The organism is Salinisphaera sp. T5B8 (genome assembly GCF_040361255.1).
Taxonomy (GTDB): Bacteria; Pseudomonadota; Gammaproteobacteria; order Nevskiales; family Salinisphaeraceae; genus Salinisphaera.
On record NZ_APNG01000023.1, the window covers coordinates 43,314 to 57,404 of the forward strand.

A 14,091-nucleotide genomic window follows, 5' to 3' on the forward strand; every position below is an offset into this window, starting at 1 on the left:
CGTGGCCACACTGCTGATGCGCCTGGCCGGGCCCATGCAATCCTGGGGCACGACCAGCCGGTTCGACGAGCGCGATACACAGCTCGAGCCGTCCAAGTCGGGCGTGCTGGGCCTCATCTGTGCCGCACTCGGACGCGATCGAGCCGAGCCGGTCGCCGATCTCGCAGCATTGCGGATGGCCGTGCGGGTCGATCGCGAAGGTATTCCGATGCGCGACTATCACACCGCGACCGGCGTGGTTGCGTCATCCGGCAAGGCCGATGCGAATCGCACGGTGGTCAGCCAGCGCTATTACCTGTCGGACGCGGTTTTCCTCGTTGCGCTGGAAGGCGAGCGTGAATTGCTGGCACAAGTCCACAACGCCCTGCGCACGCCACACTGGCCGTTGTGCCTCGGACGTAAGAGTTTTGCTCCGTCTTGCCCGGTCTTCATGCCGGACGGATTGCGCGATGGGGGGCTGTTGGACGTGCTCGGGTCGGTGGCGCTGCTGACCGAACAAGACGGTAGTGAGAACACCCCGAAGCGACGCGTCGTGATCGAAGATGCCGAGGAAGGCACCGTTCGGGTCGATCAACCGATTGCACCATTCTCCGAGCGCCGGTTTGGTCCGCGTTTCGTCAAGACATTCGATCTGAAACTGGAGGTCGGCAATGTTCCTGACACGACTGACGCTTGACCTGCGGCATAGCGCGGTTCGTCGCGATCTTGCCGACGCCTATGACATGCACCGCTCTCTGGTGCGTGCATTCGTAACCGAAGGCGACGAGGCGCCGCCGCGTTTTCTCTGGCGCGTCGAGCCCGAAGCAGTATGGCGGGCCCCTGTCCTGATGGTTCAATCGATCGTCGAACCGGATTGGCGGGGTTTCGAAGAAAAGGGCTATCTCAAAAGAGCGCCGGAAGCCAAAGAAATCGACCCGGCTCGGCTCATTCAGATCGAGCGGTATTACCGTTTCCGGCTGTTCGCGAACCCGACGATTACGCAACAAGGCAAGCGCTACGGGTTGCAAACCGAATTCGAGCAACAGGCATGGCTCGAACGCAAGGGCACTAAATGCGGCTTCGAGATACAGAACGTGTTGGTCACGGCAAGCGACGTCGTACATCTGAAAAACGACACGATCTGTCTGCAACAAGCTTGTTTCGAAGGGGTTCTAAAGGCCACCGATGCGCCTGCCTTACAGGCTGCGGTGGAACAGGGCATTGGTCCTGGTAAGGCATTCGGATTCGGATTGTTGAGCCTCGCGCCGCGCTGAAATCGGCGACTCGCTATGGCCTTCATTCCGCTCAAACCCATCCCCATCAAAGACCGTCGCTCAATGGTCTTCGTCGGGCGCGGCCAGATCGACGTGCGGGACGGCGCGTTCGTGGTGGTCGATGAAGTCAACGGCGAGCGTATGCATATTCCGGTGGGCACGACCGCCTGCATTTTGCTCGAACCGGGCACGCGGGTTTCGCATGCCGCGATCAAGCTCGCCTCGACGGTGGGCACATTGCTCATCTGGGTGGGTGAAGCCGGTGTGCGTCTGTATAGTGCCGGCCAGCCGGGCGGGGCGCGCTCCGACAAGCTGCTGTATCAGGCGCGGCTTGCGCTCGAGGACGACCTGCGCTTGAAGGTCGTGCGCAAAATGTTCGAAATGCGCTTTGGTGAAGCGCCGCCGTCGCGTCGCAGCGTGGATCAATTGCGTGGCATCGAAGGTGCGCGGGTTCGCAAGCTTTATCAGCAGCTTGCCAAGCAATACGGACTGAAGTGGCACGGTCGCCGCTACGATCCGAACGACTGGGACGCCTCCGACCCCATCAACAAGGCGTTATCCGCCGCCACGGCCTGTTTGTATGGCATTACCGAAGCCGCAATCCTGGCCGCCGGCTACGCGCCTGCGATCGGTTTTTTGCATACCGGCAAGCCGCAGAGCTTCGTGTACGACATTGCCGATATCGTTAAATTCGAAACCGTTGTACCGGCCGCCTTTCGCGTCGCGGCAAAGGGCGTGGCCAAACCGGATCGTGAGGTACGCATTGCCTGTCGAGATGCGTTCACCAAGACCAAACTGCTCAATCGAATCATTCCGATGATCGAAGAGATTCTCGCCGCCGGCGAGATCGAACCACCGCCGCCTTCGCCCGATCAGGTGCCGCCCGCCATTCCCACGCCCGAATCGCTGGGCGACGCCGGCCACCGTAGCGGCTGACATGGCCATGCTCGTCGTCGTAACCGAGGCGGTGCCGCCGCGATTGCGTGGTCGGCTTGCCGTCTGGCTGCTCGAGATCCGGGCGGGCGTTTATGTCGGCGATGTCAGTAAGCGCGTGCGCGAAATGATCTGGGAACAAATCGAAGTGCTGGTCGAAGACGGCAATGTCGCCATGGCCTGGGCCAGTCGCCACGAATCGGGTTTCGAATTCCAGACCGTCGGCGTCAACCGACGCATACCAATCGACCACGACGGACTGCGTCTGGTGCGCTTCCTGCCGCCCGAAGATAAGTAGCTGAAAACGCTCGATCTTTAACAATTCAAATTGGTTAAAAATCCAGCAAATCGGCTGGTGGATTGTCAGATTTCTGAATTGCCCTGTGTAATCAGTGGGTTATAATTAGAGTGTTCCCCGCACCCGCGGGGATGAACCGTTCGCATCTTGTCGCGAGCCTCGGACATAGTTGTGTTCCCCGCACCCGCGGGGATGAACCGGCCGAAAATACGGCGACGCACACCACCGCGTTCGTGTTCCCCGCACCCGCGGGGATGAACCGCACACTGGTTGGAGCAATACTCCTTGGTGTGCGTGTTCCCCGCACCCGCGGGGATGAACCGAGGCGGCCGTGTCACAGCGTCACGATCGTCACGTGTTCCCCGCACCCGCGGGGATGAACCGGCTCATGCCCACGGCGCGACGCCAGTTTAGTAGTGTTCCCCGCACCCGCGGGGATGAACCGTTTCTCACCTTCGGCTCGCGAAAACTGGACCCGTGTTCCCCGCACCCGCGGGGATGAACCGTAATCGCGGTTTACGCCGTTCTGGCGAACGATGTGTTCCCCGCACCCGCGGGGATGAACCGTCACTCGTAAAAGGGGCGGTGCTGTCATACGGGTGTTCCCCGCACCCGCGGGGATGAACCGCAGGCGCCACTATCGCCACAGGCAGCGCAACCGTGTTCCCCGCACCCGCGGGGATGAACCGCGGCTACGTATTTGAGCATCGAGCAGTTGCTTGTGTTCCCCGCACCCGCGGGGATGAACCGTACCGGAAAACAGGCCGGCATCACATTGATCAGTGTTCCCCGCACCCGCGGGGATGAACCGTGCTCGCCGATCAGGTGCCGCATATTCCGGCCGTGTTCCCCGCACCCGCGGGGATGAACCGTGGCGGTACCCACGTTGCTGACTTCGGGTGTTGTGTTCCCCGCACCCGCGGGGATGAACCGCCGAAATACGGCGGGCTGGTAACACAGGTCTGGTGTTCCCCGCACCCGCGGGGATGAACCGAGCTCGGCGCTCGGGCCATGGCCTACCACTGCGTGTTCCCCGCACCCGCGGGGATGAACCGCCAATATAGAGCGCGAACTAGCAGCAGCGAGAGTGTTCCCCGCACCCGCGGGGATGAACCGGCTGGTTCGCATCAGCCAGTTATAAACGGGATGTGTTCCCCGCACCCGCGGGGATGAACCGACGCGGGCAGGGTGGCGCGAGACTAATCGACAGTGTTCCCCGCACCCGCGGGGATGAACCGTCACCCCCTCCGCCGATATTTGGAGGGACGCGGTGTTCCCCGCACCCGCGGGGATGAACCGTGATGGCAAGGACTGTAGCCAATGTCGCTGGCGTGTTCCCCGCACCCGCGGGGATGAACCGTCATGGTGTTTTCGCTCGAAATGCCGCCGGAGGTGTTCCCCGCACCCGCGGGGATGAACCGCTCGGCGACTCGGGCGCGGAGCCTGTCGTTTTGTGTTCCCCGCACCCGCGGGGATGAACCGTTCGCGGCCTATTGGGTGTTAGGCGTACTGATGTGTTCCCCGCACCCGCGGGGATGAACCGGTTAATACCCAGAAGCTGGGCATAGTTGATCTGTGTTCCCCGCACCCGCGGGGATGAACCGGCCCGCTTCGGCGGGCTTTTTACTGCCTAGTCGTGTTCCCCGCACCCGCGGGGATGAACCGATCGGCCGCGAAATCCTCACCCTCACGCCCGCGTGTTCCCCGCACCCGCGGGGATGAACCGCACTGCTACACAAACCGGGGAGCGCGTCATGCCGTGTTCCCCGCACCCGCGGGGATGAACCGTCGCGCAGAAGCAAGTCGAGCGTTCCTGATATGTGTTCCCCGCACCCGCGGGGATGAACCGGGTGACGGCTGGACGGATGACCCGATCGAGCTGTGTTCCCCGCACCCGCGGGGATGAACCGAGCTTCACAGATAACGCGCGCGCCAAAGCCGCTTTACGTTCTCTGCTTCCAATGCTGCGGGTCGCGGCTGCCGTGCATGACCGCCACAACAACGATGAACTCGGGTTCGACGCGGTAGAACACGGCGAACGGGAAGCGCCGAATTAATGCGCGACGCGTGGTGCGGTGCACGAAGGGATAAAGTCTCGGTTCCTCGGCAATCTGCTCGAATGCTCGGACGGCTTCATCGAGGAATTCTTGACCTAATCCTGGGCGTTGCTCCGCATACCATGTGGCCGCATCTTCAAGGTCTCGTTCCGCTTCGGGGCGCACGCATAGCCGCGAGCTCATAACCGCTTGCGAATATCTGCCACGACGTCGTCTGCGGGACGGCCGGGATTATGATCAAGTTCGTATGCGGCCAGGCGGCGGTCCAGCTCTTGCCGCTGCGCGTCAGACAAGGCAAGCACGCCTTGGTCCGCGGCGATACTGTCCCAGAGTTCTTCGACTAAATGAATACGCTGTTCGACTGAAAGATTGCGTAATGTCGATGTATTCATGGCGGCATCCTGCTAATTGATTTCATCCGAGATCGCTTCCCAGAACATAACGTATTTCGCCGGTCGGCCACCCATTTAAAGGCGATCAAGCTAGGCGATTTGCCGGCTTAGTGCTTTAGGTCAGGCGCGGTACCCGTCCACGATCCAGCGCTGGCTTCGGAACTGGCGAACCTTCGTAACCGATCGGCCGAGGGCGTTGATAAAGCGGTCGTGAATGCCGGCGGTGCGCTGGGTGTTGTCGGGGAATTCGATCTGGTGGTGGGCGAGCACGAGCCGGGCGCCGGGGGCGAGGGCATTGGCGACGTCTTTGGCCAGGCGCTGCATGGCGCGCGGGGCGAGGTAGTAGAGCAGTTCGGCGATGACCACGGCTTCGTAGCGGTGGCCGGGCAGCGGTGCGGGCAGGGCGATGTGCCAGGCGTGGGCGTTGGGGGCGTCGGCCAGGGCCTGGCGGGTGAGCTGGGTCGCGCTGGCGCTGCCGTCGCAGGTATGCAGCTTGAGTGCGCGTCGGGCGAGGGCCTGGCTGTTGGAGCCGTTGCCGCTGCCCAGTTCCAGAATGCGGGCGATGGGGCCGTCGCCAAGCGCGCGCAGGATGCGCTGGCGCTTGATGGCTTCGTCGCGGGCGGTCAACGTGTGCCAGGGGTCGGGGCCGGCGCGGAATTTGGCTTCGAAGCCGGCGAGGTCGATGGCGTGGCGGGCTGCGGATTTCATGGACGATTGCCAAACCGTTCGACCGGATGGCCGAAGCGTACGAGCAGGTTGCGGTCGATTTCAAAGCCGTCGCTGTCGTCGACGATCTGGCCGGTCTGGCTGCGATAGAGTTTGAGCGCGGCCTGTTTCATCTTCGCGCGCGAGCGCAGCGGTAGGCGCAGCAGGCGCCCACGCGGGCGCGGCCGGTGGGGCTGGAGACGCGGCCAGACCAGATAGGACAGCCGCGCGATCGAGTCCGGCCAGGCGCGTTTGACCGCGGCGGCGGTGGCGCGGTGATCGGCATGGTTGTCGTTAACCGACGGCGTAACGATCAGGTCCGGGCGCGGCCGACGGGCGAGATCGCGGGCCAGGCGCGCGACGGTGGCGTGGCCGGCGAAACCGAGATCGCCGTCAGCGTAGCCGAGAAAGCGCAGATCCTGGCGGCGAATGCCGGCGCGGCGCAGCACGCGTCGGGTTTCGGCGTAACGGATATCGCGCAGGCGCGCACGCGGAAACCGCCGGCTGTTGCGGTGTGAGGCGCCGCCGTCGGTGACCAGCGTGACATCGACGATCGCGCCGCGCGCGCGCAGGGCGGCGATTAGCCCGAAGGCACCGATGGCTTCGTCGTCCGGGTGCGGGGCCACGACATGGGCACGCACCACATGATCGAGATCGCACGCGTTCACAGCGAGAGCGCGATCGTGCCGGCGGCCGCGGCCGCACCGGCTTTCACGCGCTGGGCGTCGGGCGCGGGCTGGCGCAGATAGACCATCAGATCGGCCATGTGGGCACAAAGTGGTTCGGTTTCGAAAAACGCGGACAGGCCGACGCATTGCTGGGCCAGGGTGAGTGCTTGTTCGCCCATGTCGAGCACGCTGCTGCGGGCGTTGGCGACCAGCGCGGGATGGCAGTCGGCCTCGGTTTCATACAGGCGTGCAGCGGTGCGCTCGACCATGGCGGCCGCGCTGTCGGCCAGGCCGAACAGGCGTCCGAGGCGTGCGGCCTGATGCGGGTCGCGCTCGCGTTCGCGGGCGACCAGATGCCGGCGTACGCCATCGAAGACACCGGCGATGCCCCCGGCATGCACGGCCACGAAGCGTAGCGCGCCGGCGCTGAGCCAGGGTTCGCGTTCGTAGTCGCCGGGCTGGCCGATCAGGGCGTCGGCCTCGGTGAGCGGGGCGTTATGCCAGCGTACGAGATGGGTATGCGAACGCTGCATGCCCAGTACCTGCCACCACTGGGTATCGATGGTCGGCGGTGTGTCGTTGAGATCGACCACCAACAGTTGCTTGCGCGTTTGGCCCGCTATCTCGGCACTAACGAGTGCGTGACTGATCAGCCCCGCGCCGGAGGCGAAGGCCTTGCCGCCATCGAGGCGTTGGTTATCGAGCGTCAAGCCTTCACCGGCCAGCGGTGCATTCCAGACACCGAATTGCGCGCCGTCACGGGCCGCGGCGTGCAGGCGCGCGGCCGTATCGGCCTCGCCGTAGCGGGCAATGATCTGCAGCGCATCGATATGGCCTTCGAACAGGCGCGCCAGGGGCAGGTCGAAACGCCCGGCGGTATAGAGACGGCGCAGCAGTCGGCGATAGGTATCGAGATCGGCCGGGTCGTCCAGATTCAGGCCCTGTTGCAGGCAGGCGATGCCGTCGGCCATATAGGCGGCGTCGCCGGCTGTGCGGTCGAGGGCGGCGAGCGTGTCGGCGAGATCGTTCATGCGTGCGGACATTGATGGGCAGTTTCCAGCCGGGCGAGACGGTGTTCGGCGAGATCCAGCGCGAGATCCTGGGCGTTCGCCGGTTCGGGCGCGATGCGCATGACAAAGCCTTCGGCGCTTGTGCACTGGGCGGCGATCGCGCGCACCTCGTCGGTGTCGCGGCCGGCGCGTTTGGCGAGCGCCTGCGCGATGGTCATGTCGTCGAGGGTGTCGAAGGCCTGCCGTGCCAGTGCGCTCAGGCGATAACGCGCAAGGGCGTTATCCGGGTCTTCCACGGCGGGCATGGCGCGGCTGGCCTGGCGGGCGCGCAGCGTATCGGCCAGGCCGTCGGTCGCGCGCCCGCACACGCGCGAGGAGGTGGCTACGCGTACGTTGCGATCGTGGCGTATGCGGTAGCCGGCTTTGCGGGCGGCGGTGACCAGGCCCACGTCTTCGTGACTGGCCACATCGGCAAAACCGCCGAGCGCAGCATAGACATCGGCGCGAAAACCCAGGCTCGCGCCGCCCTGCGAATGGTGCGAGGGCGCCGGGTCGTGCACGAGGGGGTCGACCGTGCGCTGCAGACTGCGCAGGCGTTCCCAGTAGCGTTCCACGCGCCGGTGCAGCTCGGCGGGCGCGGCGTCGGGGCGTTCGATATAGCCGGCTACGACATCGGCCTGTTCGAGCGCGCGGATGCTGGCTTCGATCCAGTCCGGCGCGGGAATGGAATCGGCATCGGTGGTCAGCAGCAGTTCGATATCGCCCGGCCGGCGCACGCGGGCGAGCAGGCGCGCGCCCAGATCCATGGCCGCGCGCCGTGCCCGTCCGGCACGGGCTTCGGGCTGGCGCGCAATACGCGCGCTGGTCAGGCGGTAGTCGAGTTGCGATTGGCGCGCCTGTACGTAGGCCTGGCCGCCGTCGTCGCAGCCATCGAACAACAGACAGATGGCAAAACAATCGCGGCTTGCCGTCTGGCGGGCAAAGGCGTCGAGCAACGCCGGCAGGCCGTCGCGTTCGTCGCGCACGGGGATGCAGACCGCGATACGGGTACGCAGGCCGGTCATCGGGTGCATCGACAGCGTGGGCGCGCCACCTGGGGTACAGGCGTGCGCAATCCCCTCAGACATGGCGCGTGCTCGCTTGGCTGGGCATGGGCGCCGATGGTAGCCCCTGGGGGCAAACCGGGTAATGCGTAGTTATGCGGGCGTTTGCCGGGGCCTGGGCCGATGTGTGCGCGTACGGGTTCAGGCATCAGCGAGCAGCTGACGATAGAGTGCGACATAATCGCGGGCCATGCGGTCGGCGCTAAAGCGTTCGAGAAAGCGGGCTCGAATCGTGGCGGCGTCGAGTTCGGGCAGGCGGGCCACGGCGGCCACGGCGTCGTCGATGCTGTCGACGATAAAGCCAGTTACGCCGTGTTCGACGACTTCGGGCACCGCGCCGTGATTCCATGCGATAACCGGCGTGCCGCAGGCCATGGCTTCGATCATGACCAGCCCGAAGGGCTCCGGCCAGTCGATAGGAAAGACCAGCGCGCGGGCCTCGGCGAGTAGTGCGCGCTTGCCGGCATCGTCGACCGCGCCGACGTGCTCGATGGCACCGCCGAGCGCGGGACGCACGTGGTGTTCGAAATAGTACGGATTTCCGGGGTCGCGACTTCCCGCTAGTTTGAGCGCATGTTCGCAACGTCTGGCAATCTCGATCGCACGGTCGGGGCGTTTCTGATCGGTCATGCGGCCGATGAATACCAGCGTGTCGCGTCTGGCGTTTGTCGGCGGCAGCGCAAAGCGTGCCGGGTCGAGCCCGTGCGCGACCACGCCGCGACAGTTGGAAGACGGTATCGTGGCTGCCTGACTGGCCGAAATGGCGGCGACGGGCAGATCCGCAAAGGCCGAGAAGAACAGCTGGCGGTCGAGTTCGTCGGTACGCCAGTGGATGGTGGTGAGGCTGTGTTTGCGCCGCTCGCCGAGCAGGGCGGCATGAAAGAACTCGCCGTGGCAATGCACGATATCGAAATCGTCCAGGCGTTCACGCAGCCGTTCCAGAAGCGCGGCTTCGAGTACGCCGGGCAGGCCGGGCGGCACGGGTGTGTCGCCGGCTTCGAAAAAGGCCAGGCTTTCGAGTGCGCTCACGCAGGGCAGATCGAGCTCGCTGTCGGCGCTTGCGAATACGGTGACCTGATGGCCGAGTGCGTTCAGCGCATGGCTCAGGTCGACCACGATACGCTCGGTGCCGCCGGCCTCGCGGGCCGGCAAAGGCAGAATGACGGGTGATACCTGCGCGATACGCAGCGCTCGGTTCGGGTTCATGGCACGGGGATGATGGTTCACGGCGACACAGGATATAGCGCGCCCATGTTTATCATGCACATCGCCCTGCAAGGGTGTCTTCGAGCCCACGATGTCGAATACGGCATTACCGCCGACACCGGTGGGCATATTCGCTATCTGCTGGAACTGGCGCAGACCTCGGCGCGTGATCGCGATATCGAGCGTATCGATATCGTCACGCGTGCGTTCGATGCGGATTTCACCGACGGGGACTATCGCATTGGCTGCGAATACGTGAACCCGAAGGTGCGCATCGTGCGCCTGCCCACGCCCGATCCGGCCTATCGCAGTAAGGAAGCACTCTGGGATCAGCTGCCGGCATTCGGCGATGCGCTGGTCGACTATATCGATCGCCTCGAGCGCGCGCCGCAGCTGTTGCATGCCCACTATGCCGATGCGGGGCATATCGCCGGGCTGGTCAAGCAACGCCGCGGTATTCCGTTCGTGTTCACCGCGCATTCGCTGGGCCAGCCCAAGCGGGATTACACCGCTGCCACGCGCCGCGACGAAGACGTGGACACGCCAGCCGAACGCGCGCTCGACCGGCGCATCGCCACCGAAAACGCGGCGCTGCGCGATGCCAGTCTGGTCATTGCCAGTTCGCGTGACGAAGCCGAACTTCAGTATGCGCAATACCCCGATTACGACCCCGGGCGCATACGCGTGATCCGCCCGGCCAGCGACTTACAGGCCTTTGCCCAGTCGCAGCCCAATGCGCGGGTGCATGCCATGCTCTCGCGTTTTTTGACCGAGCCGGACAAGCCGGCGCTGCTGGCCATCGCACGCCCGGTCACGCGCAAGAACCTGGCGAGCCTGATTCGCGCTTATGGCGAGTCCCCGGCGTTGCAGGAGCGCGCGAACCTGGTGATTCTGGCCGGGGAGCGCCAGTCGCTCGATGCGCTGGAGCCGGAAATCGCCGACAACCTGCGCGATATGCTGGCGCTGATCGACCACTACGATCTCTATGGGCGGGTGGCCTATCCCAAGAAGCATCACGGGGCCGATGTGCCCAGTGTCTATGCCTGGGCGCGGGTACGCGGTGGGTTGTTTGCCAATGTCGCGTTCAACGAACCGTTCGGCTTGACCCTGCTGGAAGCCGCCGCGGCCGGGCTACCGGTCGTCGCCACCGATTCCGGCGGGCCGAACGATATCATCGAGCAGTGCCACAACGGCGTGCTGGTCAACCCGTGTTCGACCGATGCGATCGCCGCGGCCGCGCTCGCGCTGTTCGACGACCACGAGCGCTGGATCGCCTGCCAGGCGAGTGGGCGCAAGGCCACGTCCGTGTTCGACTGGAGCCGGCATGTCGATTATTACCATCGCCTGCTGCATCGCCTGAGCGGCAGCACCGGGGAACGTGTGGCCAAACGCTGCAGTCGTTTCGACGCCATGCTCGCCTGCGATATCGATGGCACGCTGGTGGGCTGTAGCCAGGGCGTGATCCGTTTCAATGCCTGGTATGCCGGCCAGCCGCGGCTACGTTTCGGCGTGGCGACCGGGCGCAGTTTTCACAGCGCCTTGTTGATTCTCGAGCAGGCCGGTATCGAGTGGCCCGATTTTCTGATCACCTCGGTCGGCGCGGAGATCTATCGCCTGGCCGACGATGGCGTGCGCTACGTGCGCGATACGCGCTGGGCCGAGCGGATCGACCGTGGCTGGCAACGCGCGGCGGTAGCCGAGGTGCTCGATGCCGTGCCCGAGCTGGTCGCCCAGTCGCCGCTGGAACAGCGGGCGCACAAGATCAGCTATCTGTGCGAGGCAGGCATCGACATCGCACCGCGCCTGCGCCGATTGCTCGCCGAACACGGCCTCGAGGCGCGGGTGATCCACAGCAACGAGCGCTGTGTGGATGTGCTGCCGGTACATGCCTCGAAAGGCGCGGCGGTGGCCTATCTGGCCGATGAAGCCGATATCCACCAGGAGCGCGTCTATGTGGCCGGCGACTCCGCCAACGATCTGGAAATGCTGCAAACGCTGCCCTGTGCGATCGTGGTGGCCAACCACCGCGACGGCTTGGCCAAAGCATGCGGCCTGACCCATGCGTATTTCGCAAGTGCCGGACATGCACGCGGGGTGATCGAGGGCGTGGCGCATTTCCAGGCCCGGTGCCACGCCTCGTGAAAACGAGCGTACTCACCCTGGTACGGGGCCGGCACGGGCATCTGGTCAATCTCATGCACGGGCTCAATGCCCAGTCGCAGCGGCCCGACGAGCTCGTCATCGCCTGGATGCAACCGGAAATCGAGCATGACCTGCCCGCCACGGATTTCGACGTACGCCATATCCAGGTCGCCGGTTCGGCGTTGCCGCTGGCGCGGGCTCGCAATCTCGCGGCCGAATACGCGGCCCACGAAGGGCTGATCTTTCTGGATGTGGACTGCATCCCCGCGCCCGAGCTGGTGCGATGCTATCGCCATGCACTGGCCGAGCGCGCGGGCCTGTTCATGGGCGAGGTGCGCTATCTACCCGCCGATGCCGTGCGCGTCAACGCCGCCGGCACGCCGGATTTCGATCGCCTGGATCAACTCGGCGAGATCCACCCCGCACGTCCCGCGCTGGATACCGACGCGCCAGTGCCCGAAGGCGATGCCGGCCAGCTCTGGGGGCTATCGTTCGCCCTGCGTCGGCAAGATCATCTGCGCGCTCGGGGCTTCGATGAAGCCTACGAAGGCTATGGCGGCGAAGAAACCGACTATGCCTGGCGCCTGGCTGCGGCCGGTGTGGATTTCTACTGGCTGGCCGGCGCACGTGCCTGGCATCAGCACCATCCGCTCTATCGACCGCCGTACCCGCATTTCGATGCGATCGTGACCAATGCACGCCGTTTTCGTGCCCGCTGGGGGCGTTGGTGTATGGGTTACTGGCTGGGCCTGTTTCGCGAAGCAGGGTTGATCGACTGGAGCCCCGCGGCGGACGATATCGTGGTTCGACGCCGCCCGAGCGCGGCCGAGATCGAGGCCGCCCGCCTGGATGGCGCCGTGCGCTACGGCTAGGGCCGGCCTGTTAGGCCGCGATCAGTACAGCTGATCTCGTCAGCGGTTCTAACCGCCTGATCAAGGCGAAAAAAAGCGTGCGTTTGGGCGGGGCGCCAAGCCTTATGTGCCGGTGGCCGCGATCGATACCTGTGGCGCCGCGCGGCGGCCCTGTCGCGTTTCCTCCTGCCAGAGCGTGTCCATGCGCGACATCAGCCAGCCCGCGGCCCGCGCGGCGGCGTGTGGATCGTGAAGACCGCGTTGGCATTCGATATCGAGCGCGCGAGCGCGTTCGAGCAGATCGCGCCAGCCTTCGAGATCGCCCGGCCAGCGCGGCAGATGAATGGCCGCACCCACCGCCGCCAACGACTCGGCCTTGCGTTGCTGTTCGTCGAAATAACGCCATTCCGGCGCACAGATATAGGGCCGGCCGGTACGCATGATTTCGTGCACGGTGTTGTCGCCGGCCGAGGCGATCACGATATCGGCGGCGGCAATGTAATCGCTGGTATGCGATACCCAGCCGTGGTTGACCAGATTGGCGAAATCCGTTTCATGGCCTTCGCGATGCAACGGCCCCACGGTGACGAACAGGGTGTCGGGCGCGGCACGCGCGGCCATGGTCAGTGGGGCGTAGGGTGTGCCGGCACCGCCGCCGCCGGTGATGGCCACCACGAGTTCGCGCTCTGCCGGCAGGCCCAGCGCGCGGCGTGCCTCGGCGCGGTCGTCGCGGCGCTGACTGCTGGTGCACAGCCCGCCGCTGTAGAAGGTCTTGGCCCGCGCCCAGTCGGGATAGTCGGGCTGTTCCAGGCGGGCATCGAAAGGGGCAAGCATGCCGGTACAGGCATCGTAGGCTGCGGTGTGGCCGGCATCGCTACGGTTGCCGTGCATGCGGATCTTGATGGCCGGCACGCTGGCGATACGTGCGAGCAGGGCCAATTCGGCCGATACATCGATCACGAACAGCCCCGTGCCCCGGTCGTCGAGATGATCGAGGATACGGCGCATGGTCTGACGCATCGGCGCCAGCCCCAGTGGCACGCAATGCATGACCGCCGGCGTGGGTTGATCGTAGAGCGCGGGCGTGGGCACGGGCGCGCCGATCATGTTCGGCAGGGGCACGATCTCGATATCGCGCTCGAAGCCGTCGAACAAGGACGGGTCGGCCGTGAGCACGCTCACCGGCTGGCTTGCCGGCAGCTCACGCACAATGGCCATCGTGCGCTGGGCATGCCCGCGGCCCTGGTGATGAACGAAAAAACTGATTGGCTTGGCCATGAGCGCAACGCGTCGAAACCCGGCGAGCCGGGCGGGGAATGCATCGGCTCATGATCGGCCCAGGCGGCGTTCTCGCAAACCGTAGTTTCCGGTAGACCCATTAAATTTTGTTTTGCAGACCCAACCTTTGGGAAATCGCGTGATTAGGGTTCTCACCCGTTAATGCGGACACTTCAAAGAAGGCTCATCATGGGC

Annotated in this window: 14 protein-coding genes and 1 CRISPR repeat array; of the genes, 6 read left to right on the forward strand and 8 right to left on the reverse strand. The window is 65.0% G+C overall.

Annotated elements, in window-relative coordinates:
* The first annotated feature begins 1 nt into the window (after position 1).
* The 4 genes from cas5e to cas2e are packed head-to-tail and all read left to right on the forward strand — an operon-like array spanning position 2 to position 2,484.
* Positions 2-676, forward strand: coding sequence for a type I-E CRISPR-associated protein Cas5/CasD (gene cas5e / locus T5B8_RS17085; RefSeq protein ID WP_353180576.1), 675 nt, complete (start codon positions 2-4; stop codon positions 674-676).
* Positions 651-1,253 carry a type I-E CRISPR-associated protein Cas6/Cse3/CasE gene (gene cas6e, locus T5B8_RS17090; RefSeq protein ID WP_353180577.1) on the forward strand — a complete coding sequence of 201 codons (603 nt, stop codon included), beginning with the start codon at positions 651-653 and terminating at the stop codon, positions 1,251-1,253. Before cas5e ends, cas6e begins: the two co-directional genes overlap by 26 nt.
* 15 nt (positions 1,254-1,268) lie before the next feature.
* A complete protein-coding gene (cas1e, locus tag T5B8_RS17095) occupies positions 1,269-2,189 on the forward strand; it encodes a type I-E CRISPR-associated endonuclease Cas1e (RefSeq protein ID WP_353180578.1) in 921 nt (306 codons plus the stop codon).
* 1 nt (position 2,190) lies between these two features.
* On the forward strand, positions 2,191-2,484 hold the full coding sequence (gene cas2e / locus T5B8_RS17100) for a type I-E CRISPR-associated endoribonuclease Cas2e (protein WP_293627964.1): 294 nt from the start codon (positions 2,191-2,193) through the stop codon (positions 2,482-2,484).
* A 110-nt stretch (positions 2,485-2,594) separates the two neighbouring features.
* A CRISPR array of direct repeats spans positions 2,595-4,394; the repeat unit is 29 nt; unit sequence GTGTTCCCCGCACCCGCGGGGATGAACCG.
* Between the two features lie 33 nt (positions 4,395-4,427).
* On the opposite strand, the gene T5B8_RS17105 is transcribed toward cas2e, so the two are convergent.
* The 7 genes from T5B8_RS17105 to T5B8_RS17135 form a co-directional block, all read right to left on the reverse strand.
* Complete coding sequence (locus T5B8_RS17105) at positions 4,428-4,724, reverse strand: type II toxin-antitoxin system RelE/ParE family toxin (protein ID WP_353180579.1); 297 nt, start codon at positions 4,722-4,724, stop codon at positions 4,428-4,430.
* Positions 4,721-4,933, reverse strand: coding sequence for an addiction module protein (locus T5B8_RS17110; RefSeq protein ID WP_353180580.1), 213 nt, complete (start codon positions 4,931-4,933; stop codon positions 4,721-4,723). Before T5B8_RS17110 ends, T5B8_RS17105 begins: the two co-directional genes overlap by 4 nt.
* A 120-nt stretch (positions 4,934-5,053) precedes the next feature.
* A complete protein-coding gene (locus tag T5B8_RS17115; protein WP_353180581.1) occupies positions 5,054-5,641 on the reverse strand; it encodes a class I SAM-dependent methyltransferase in 588 nt (195 codons plus the stop codon).
* Entirely contained in the window at positions 5,638-6,306 is a 669-nt protein-coding gene (locus tag T5B8_RS17120; RefSeq protein WP_353180582.1) for a PIG-L deacetylase family protein, read from the reverse strand. Before T5B8_RS17120 ends, T5B8_RS17115 begins: the two co-directional genes overlap by 4 nt.
* On the reverse strand, positions 6,303-7,337 hold the full coding sequence (locus T5B8_RS17125; RefSeq protein ID WP_353180583.1) for an acyl-CoA dehydrogenase family protein: 1,035 nt from the start codon (positions 7,335-7,337) through the stop codon (positions 6,303-6,305). The genes T5B8_RS17120 and T5B8_RS17125 overlap by 4 nt, the downstream gene beginning before the upstream one ends.
* A complete protein-coding gene (locus tag T5B8_RS17130; protein ID WP_353180584.1) occupies positions 7,334-8,443 on the reverse strand; it encodes a glycosyltransferase family 2 protein in 1,110 nt (369 codons plus the stop codon). The genes T5B8_RS17125 and T5B8_RS17130 overlap by 4 nt, the downstream gene beginning before the upstream one ends.
* A 117-nt stretch (positions 8,444-8,560) precedes the next feature.
* A complete protein-coding gene (locus T5B8_RS17135; RefSeq protein WP_353180590.1) occupies positions 8,561-9,625 on the reverse strand; it encodes a glycosyltransferase family 4 protein in 1,065 nt (354 codons plus the stop codon).
* Between the two features lie 45 nt (positions 9,626-9,670).
* On the opposite strand from T5B8_RS17135, the gene T5B8_RS17140 reads away from it, so the two are divergent.
* Together T5B8_RS17140 and T5B8_RS17145 are read left to right on the forward strand one after the other, a co-directional pair.
* Positions 9,671-11,767 (forward strand): HAD-IIB family hydrolase, encoded by a 2,097-nt coding sequence (locus T5B8_RS17140; protein ID WP_353180585.1) that lies wholly within the window; start codon positions 9,671-9,673, stop codon positions 11,765-11,767.
* Complete coding sequence (locus T5B8_RS17145) at positions 11,764-12,639, forward strand: glycosyltransferase family 2 protein (protein ID WP_353180586.1); 876 nt, start codon at positions 11,764-11,766, stop codon at positions 12,637-12,639. Before T5B8_RS17140 ends, T5B8_RS17145 begins: the two co-directional genes overlap by 4 nt.
* Positions 12,640-12,741: 102 nt before the next feature.
* Here T5B8_RS17145 and T5B8_RS17150 read toward each other — a convergent pair whose 3' ends face one another.
* Positions 12,742-13,896, reverse strand: a complete 1,155-nt coding sequence (locus tag T5B8_RS17150; RefSeq protein WP_353180587.1) for a glycosyltransferase — start codon at positions 13,894-13,896, stop codon at positions 12,742-12,744.
* Positions 13,897-14,091 lie beyond the last annotated feature (195 nt).

Bases quoted from the DNA above. Each gene is read 5' to 3' on its own strand.
- cas2e (WP_293627964.1), top strand. From the start codon at position 2,191: ATGGCCATGCTCGTCGTCGTAACCGAGGCGGTGCCGCCGCGATTGCGT.
- T5B8_RS17110 (WP_353180580.1), bottom strand. From the start codon at position 4,933: ATGAATACATCGACATTACGCAATCTTTCAGTCGAACAGCGTATTCAT.
- cas6e (WP_353180577.1), top strand. From the start codon at position 651: ATGTTCCTGACACGACTGACGCTTGACCTGCGGCATAGCGCGGTTCGT.
- T5B8_RS17125 (WP_353180583.1), bottom strand. From the start codon at position 7,337: ATGAACGATCTCGCCGACACGCTCGCCGCCCTCGACCGCACAGCCGGC.
- T5B8_RS17115 (WP_353180581.1), bottom strand. From the start codon at position 5,641: ATGAAATCCGCAGCCCGCCACGCCATCGACCTCGCCGGCTTCGAAGCC.
- T5B8_RS17140 (WP_353180585.1), top strand. From the start codon at position 9,671: ATGTTTATCATGCACATCGCCCTGCAAGGGTGTCTTCGAGCCCACGAT.
- T5B8_RS17130 (WP_353180584.1), bottom strand. From the start codon at position 8,443: ATGTCTGAGGGGATTGCGCACGCCTGTACCCCAGGTGGCGCGCCCACG.
- cas1e (WP_353180578.1), top strand. From the start codon at position 1,269: ATGGCCTTCATTCCGCTCAAACCCATCCCCATCAAAGACCGTCGCTCA.
- T5B8_RS17105 (WP_353180579.1), bottom strand. From the start codon at position 4,724: ATGAGCTCGCGGCTATGCGTGCGCCCCGAAGCGGAACGAGACCTTGAA.
- T5B8_RS17135 (WP_353180590.1), bottom strand. From the start codon at position 9,625: ATGAACCCGAACCGAGCGCTGCGTATCGCGCAGGTATCACCCGTCATT.
- T5B8_RS17150 (WP_353180587.1), bottom strand. From the start codon at position 13,896: ATGGCCAAGCCAATCAGTTTTTTCGTTCATCACCAGGGCCGCGGGCAT.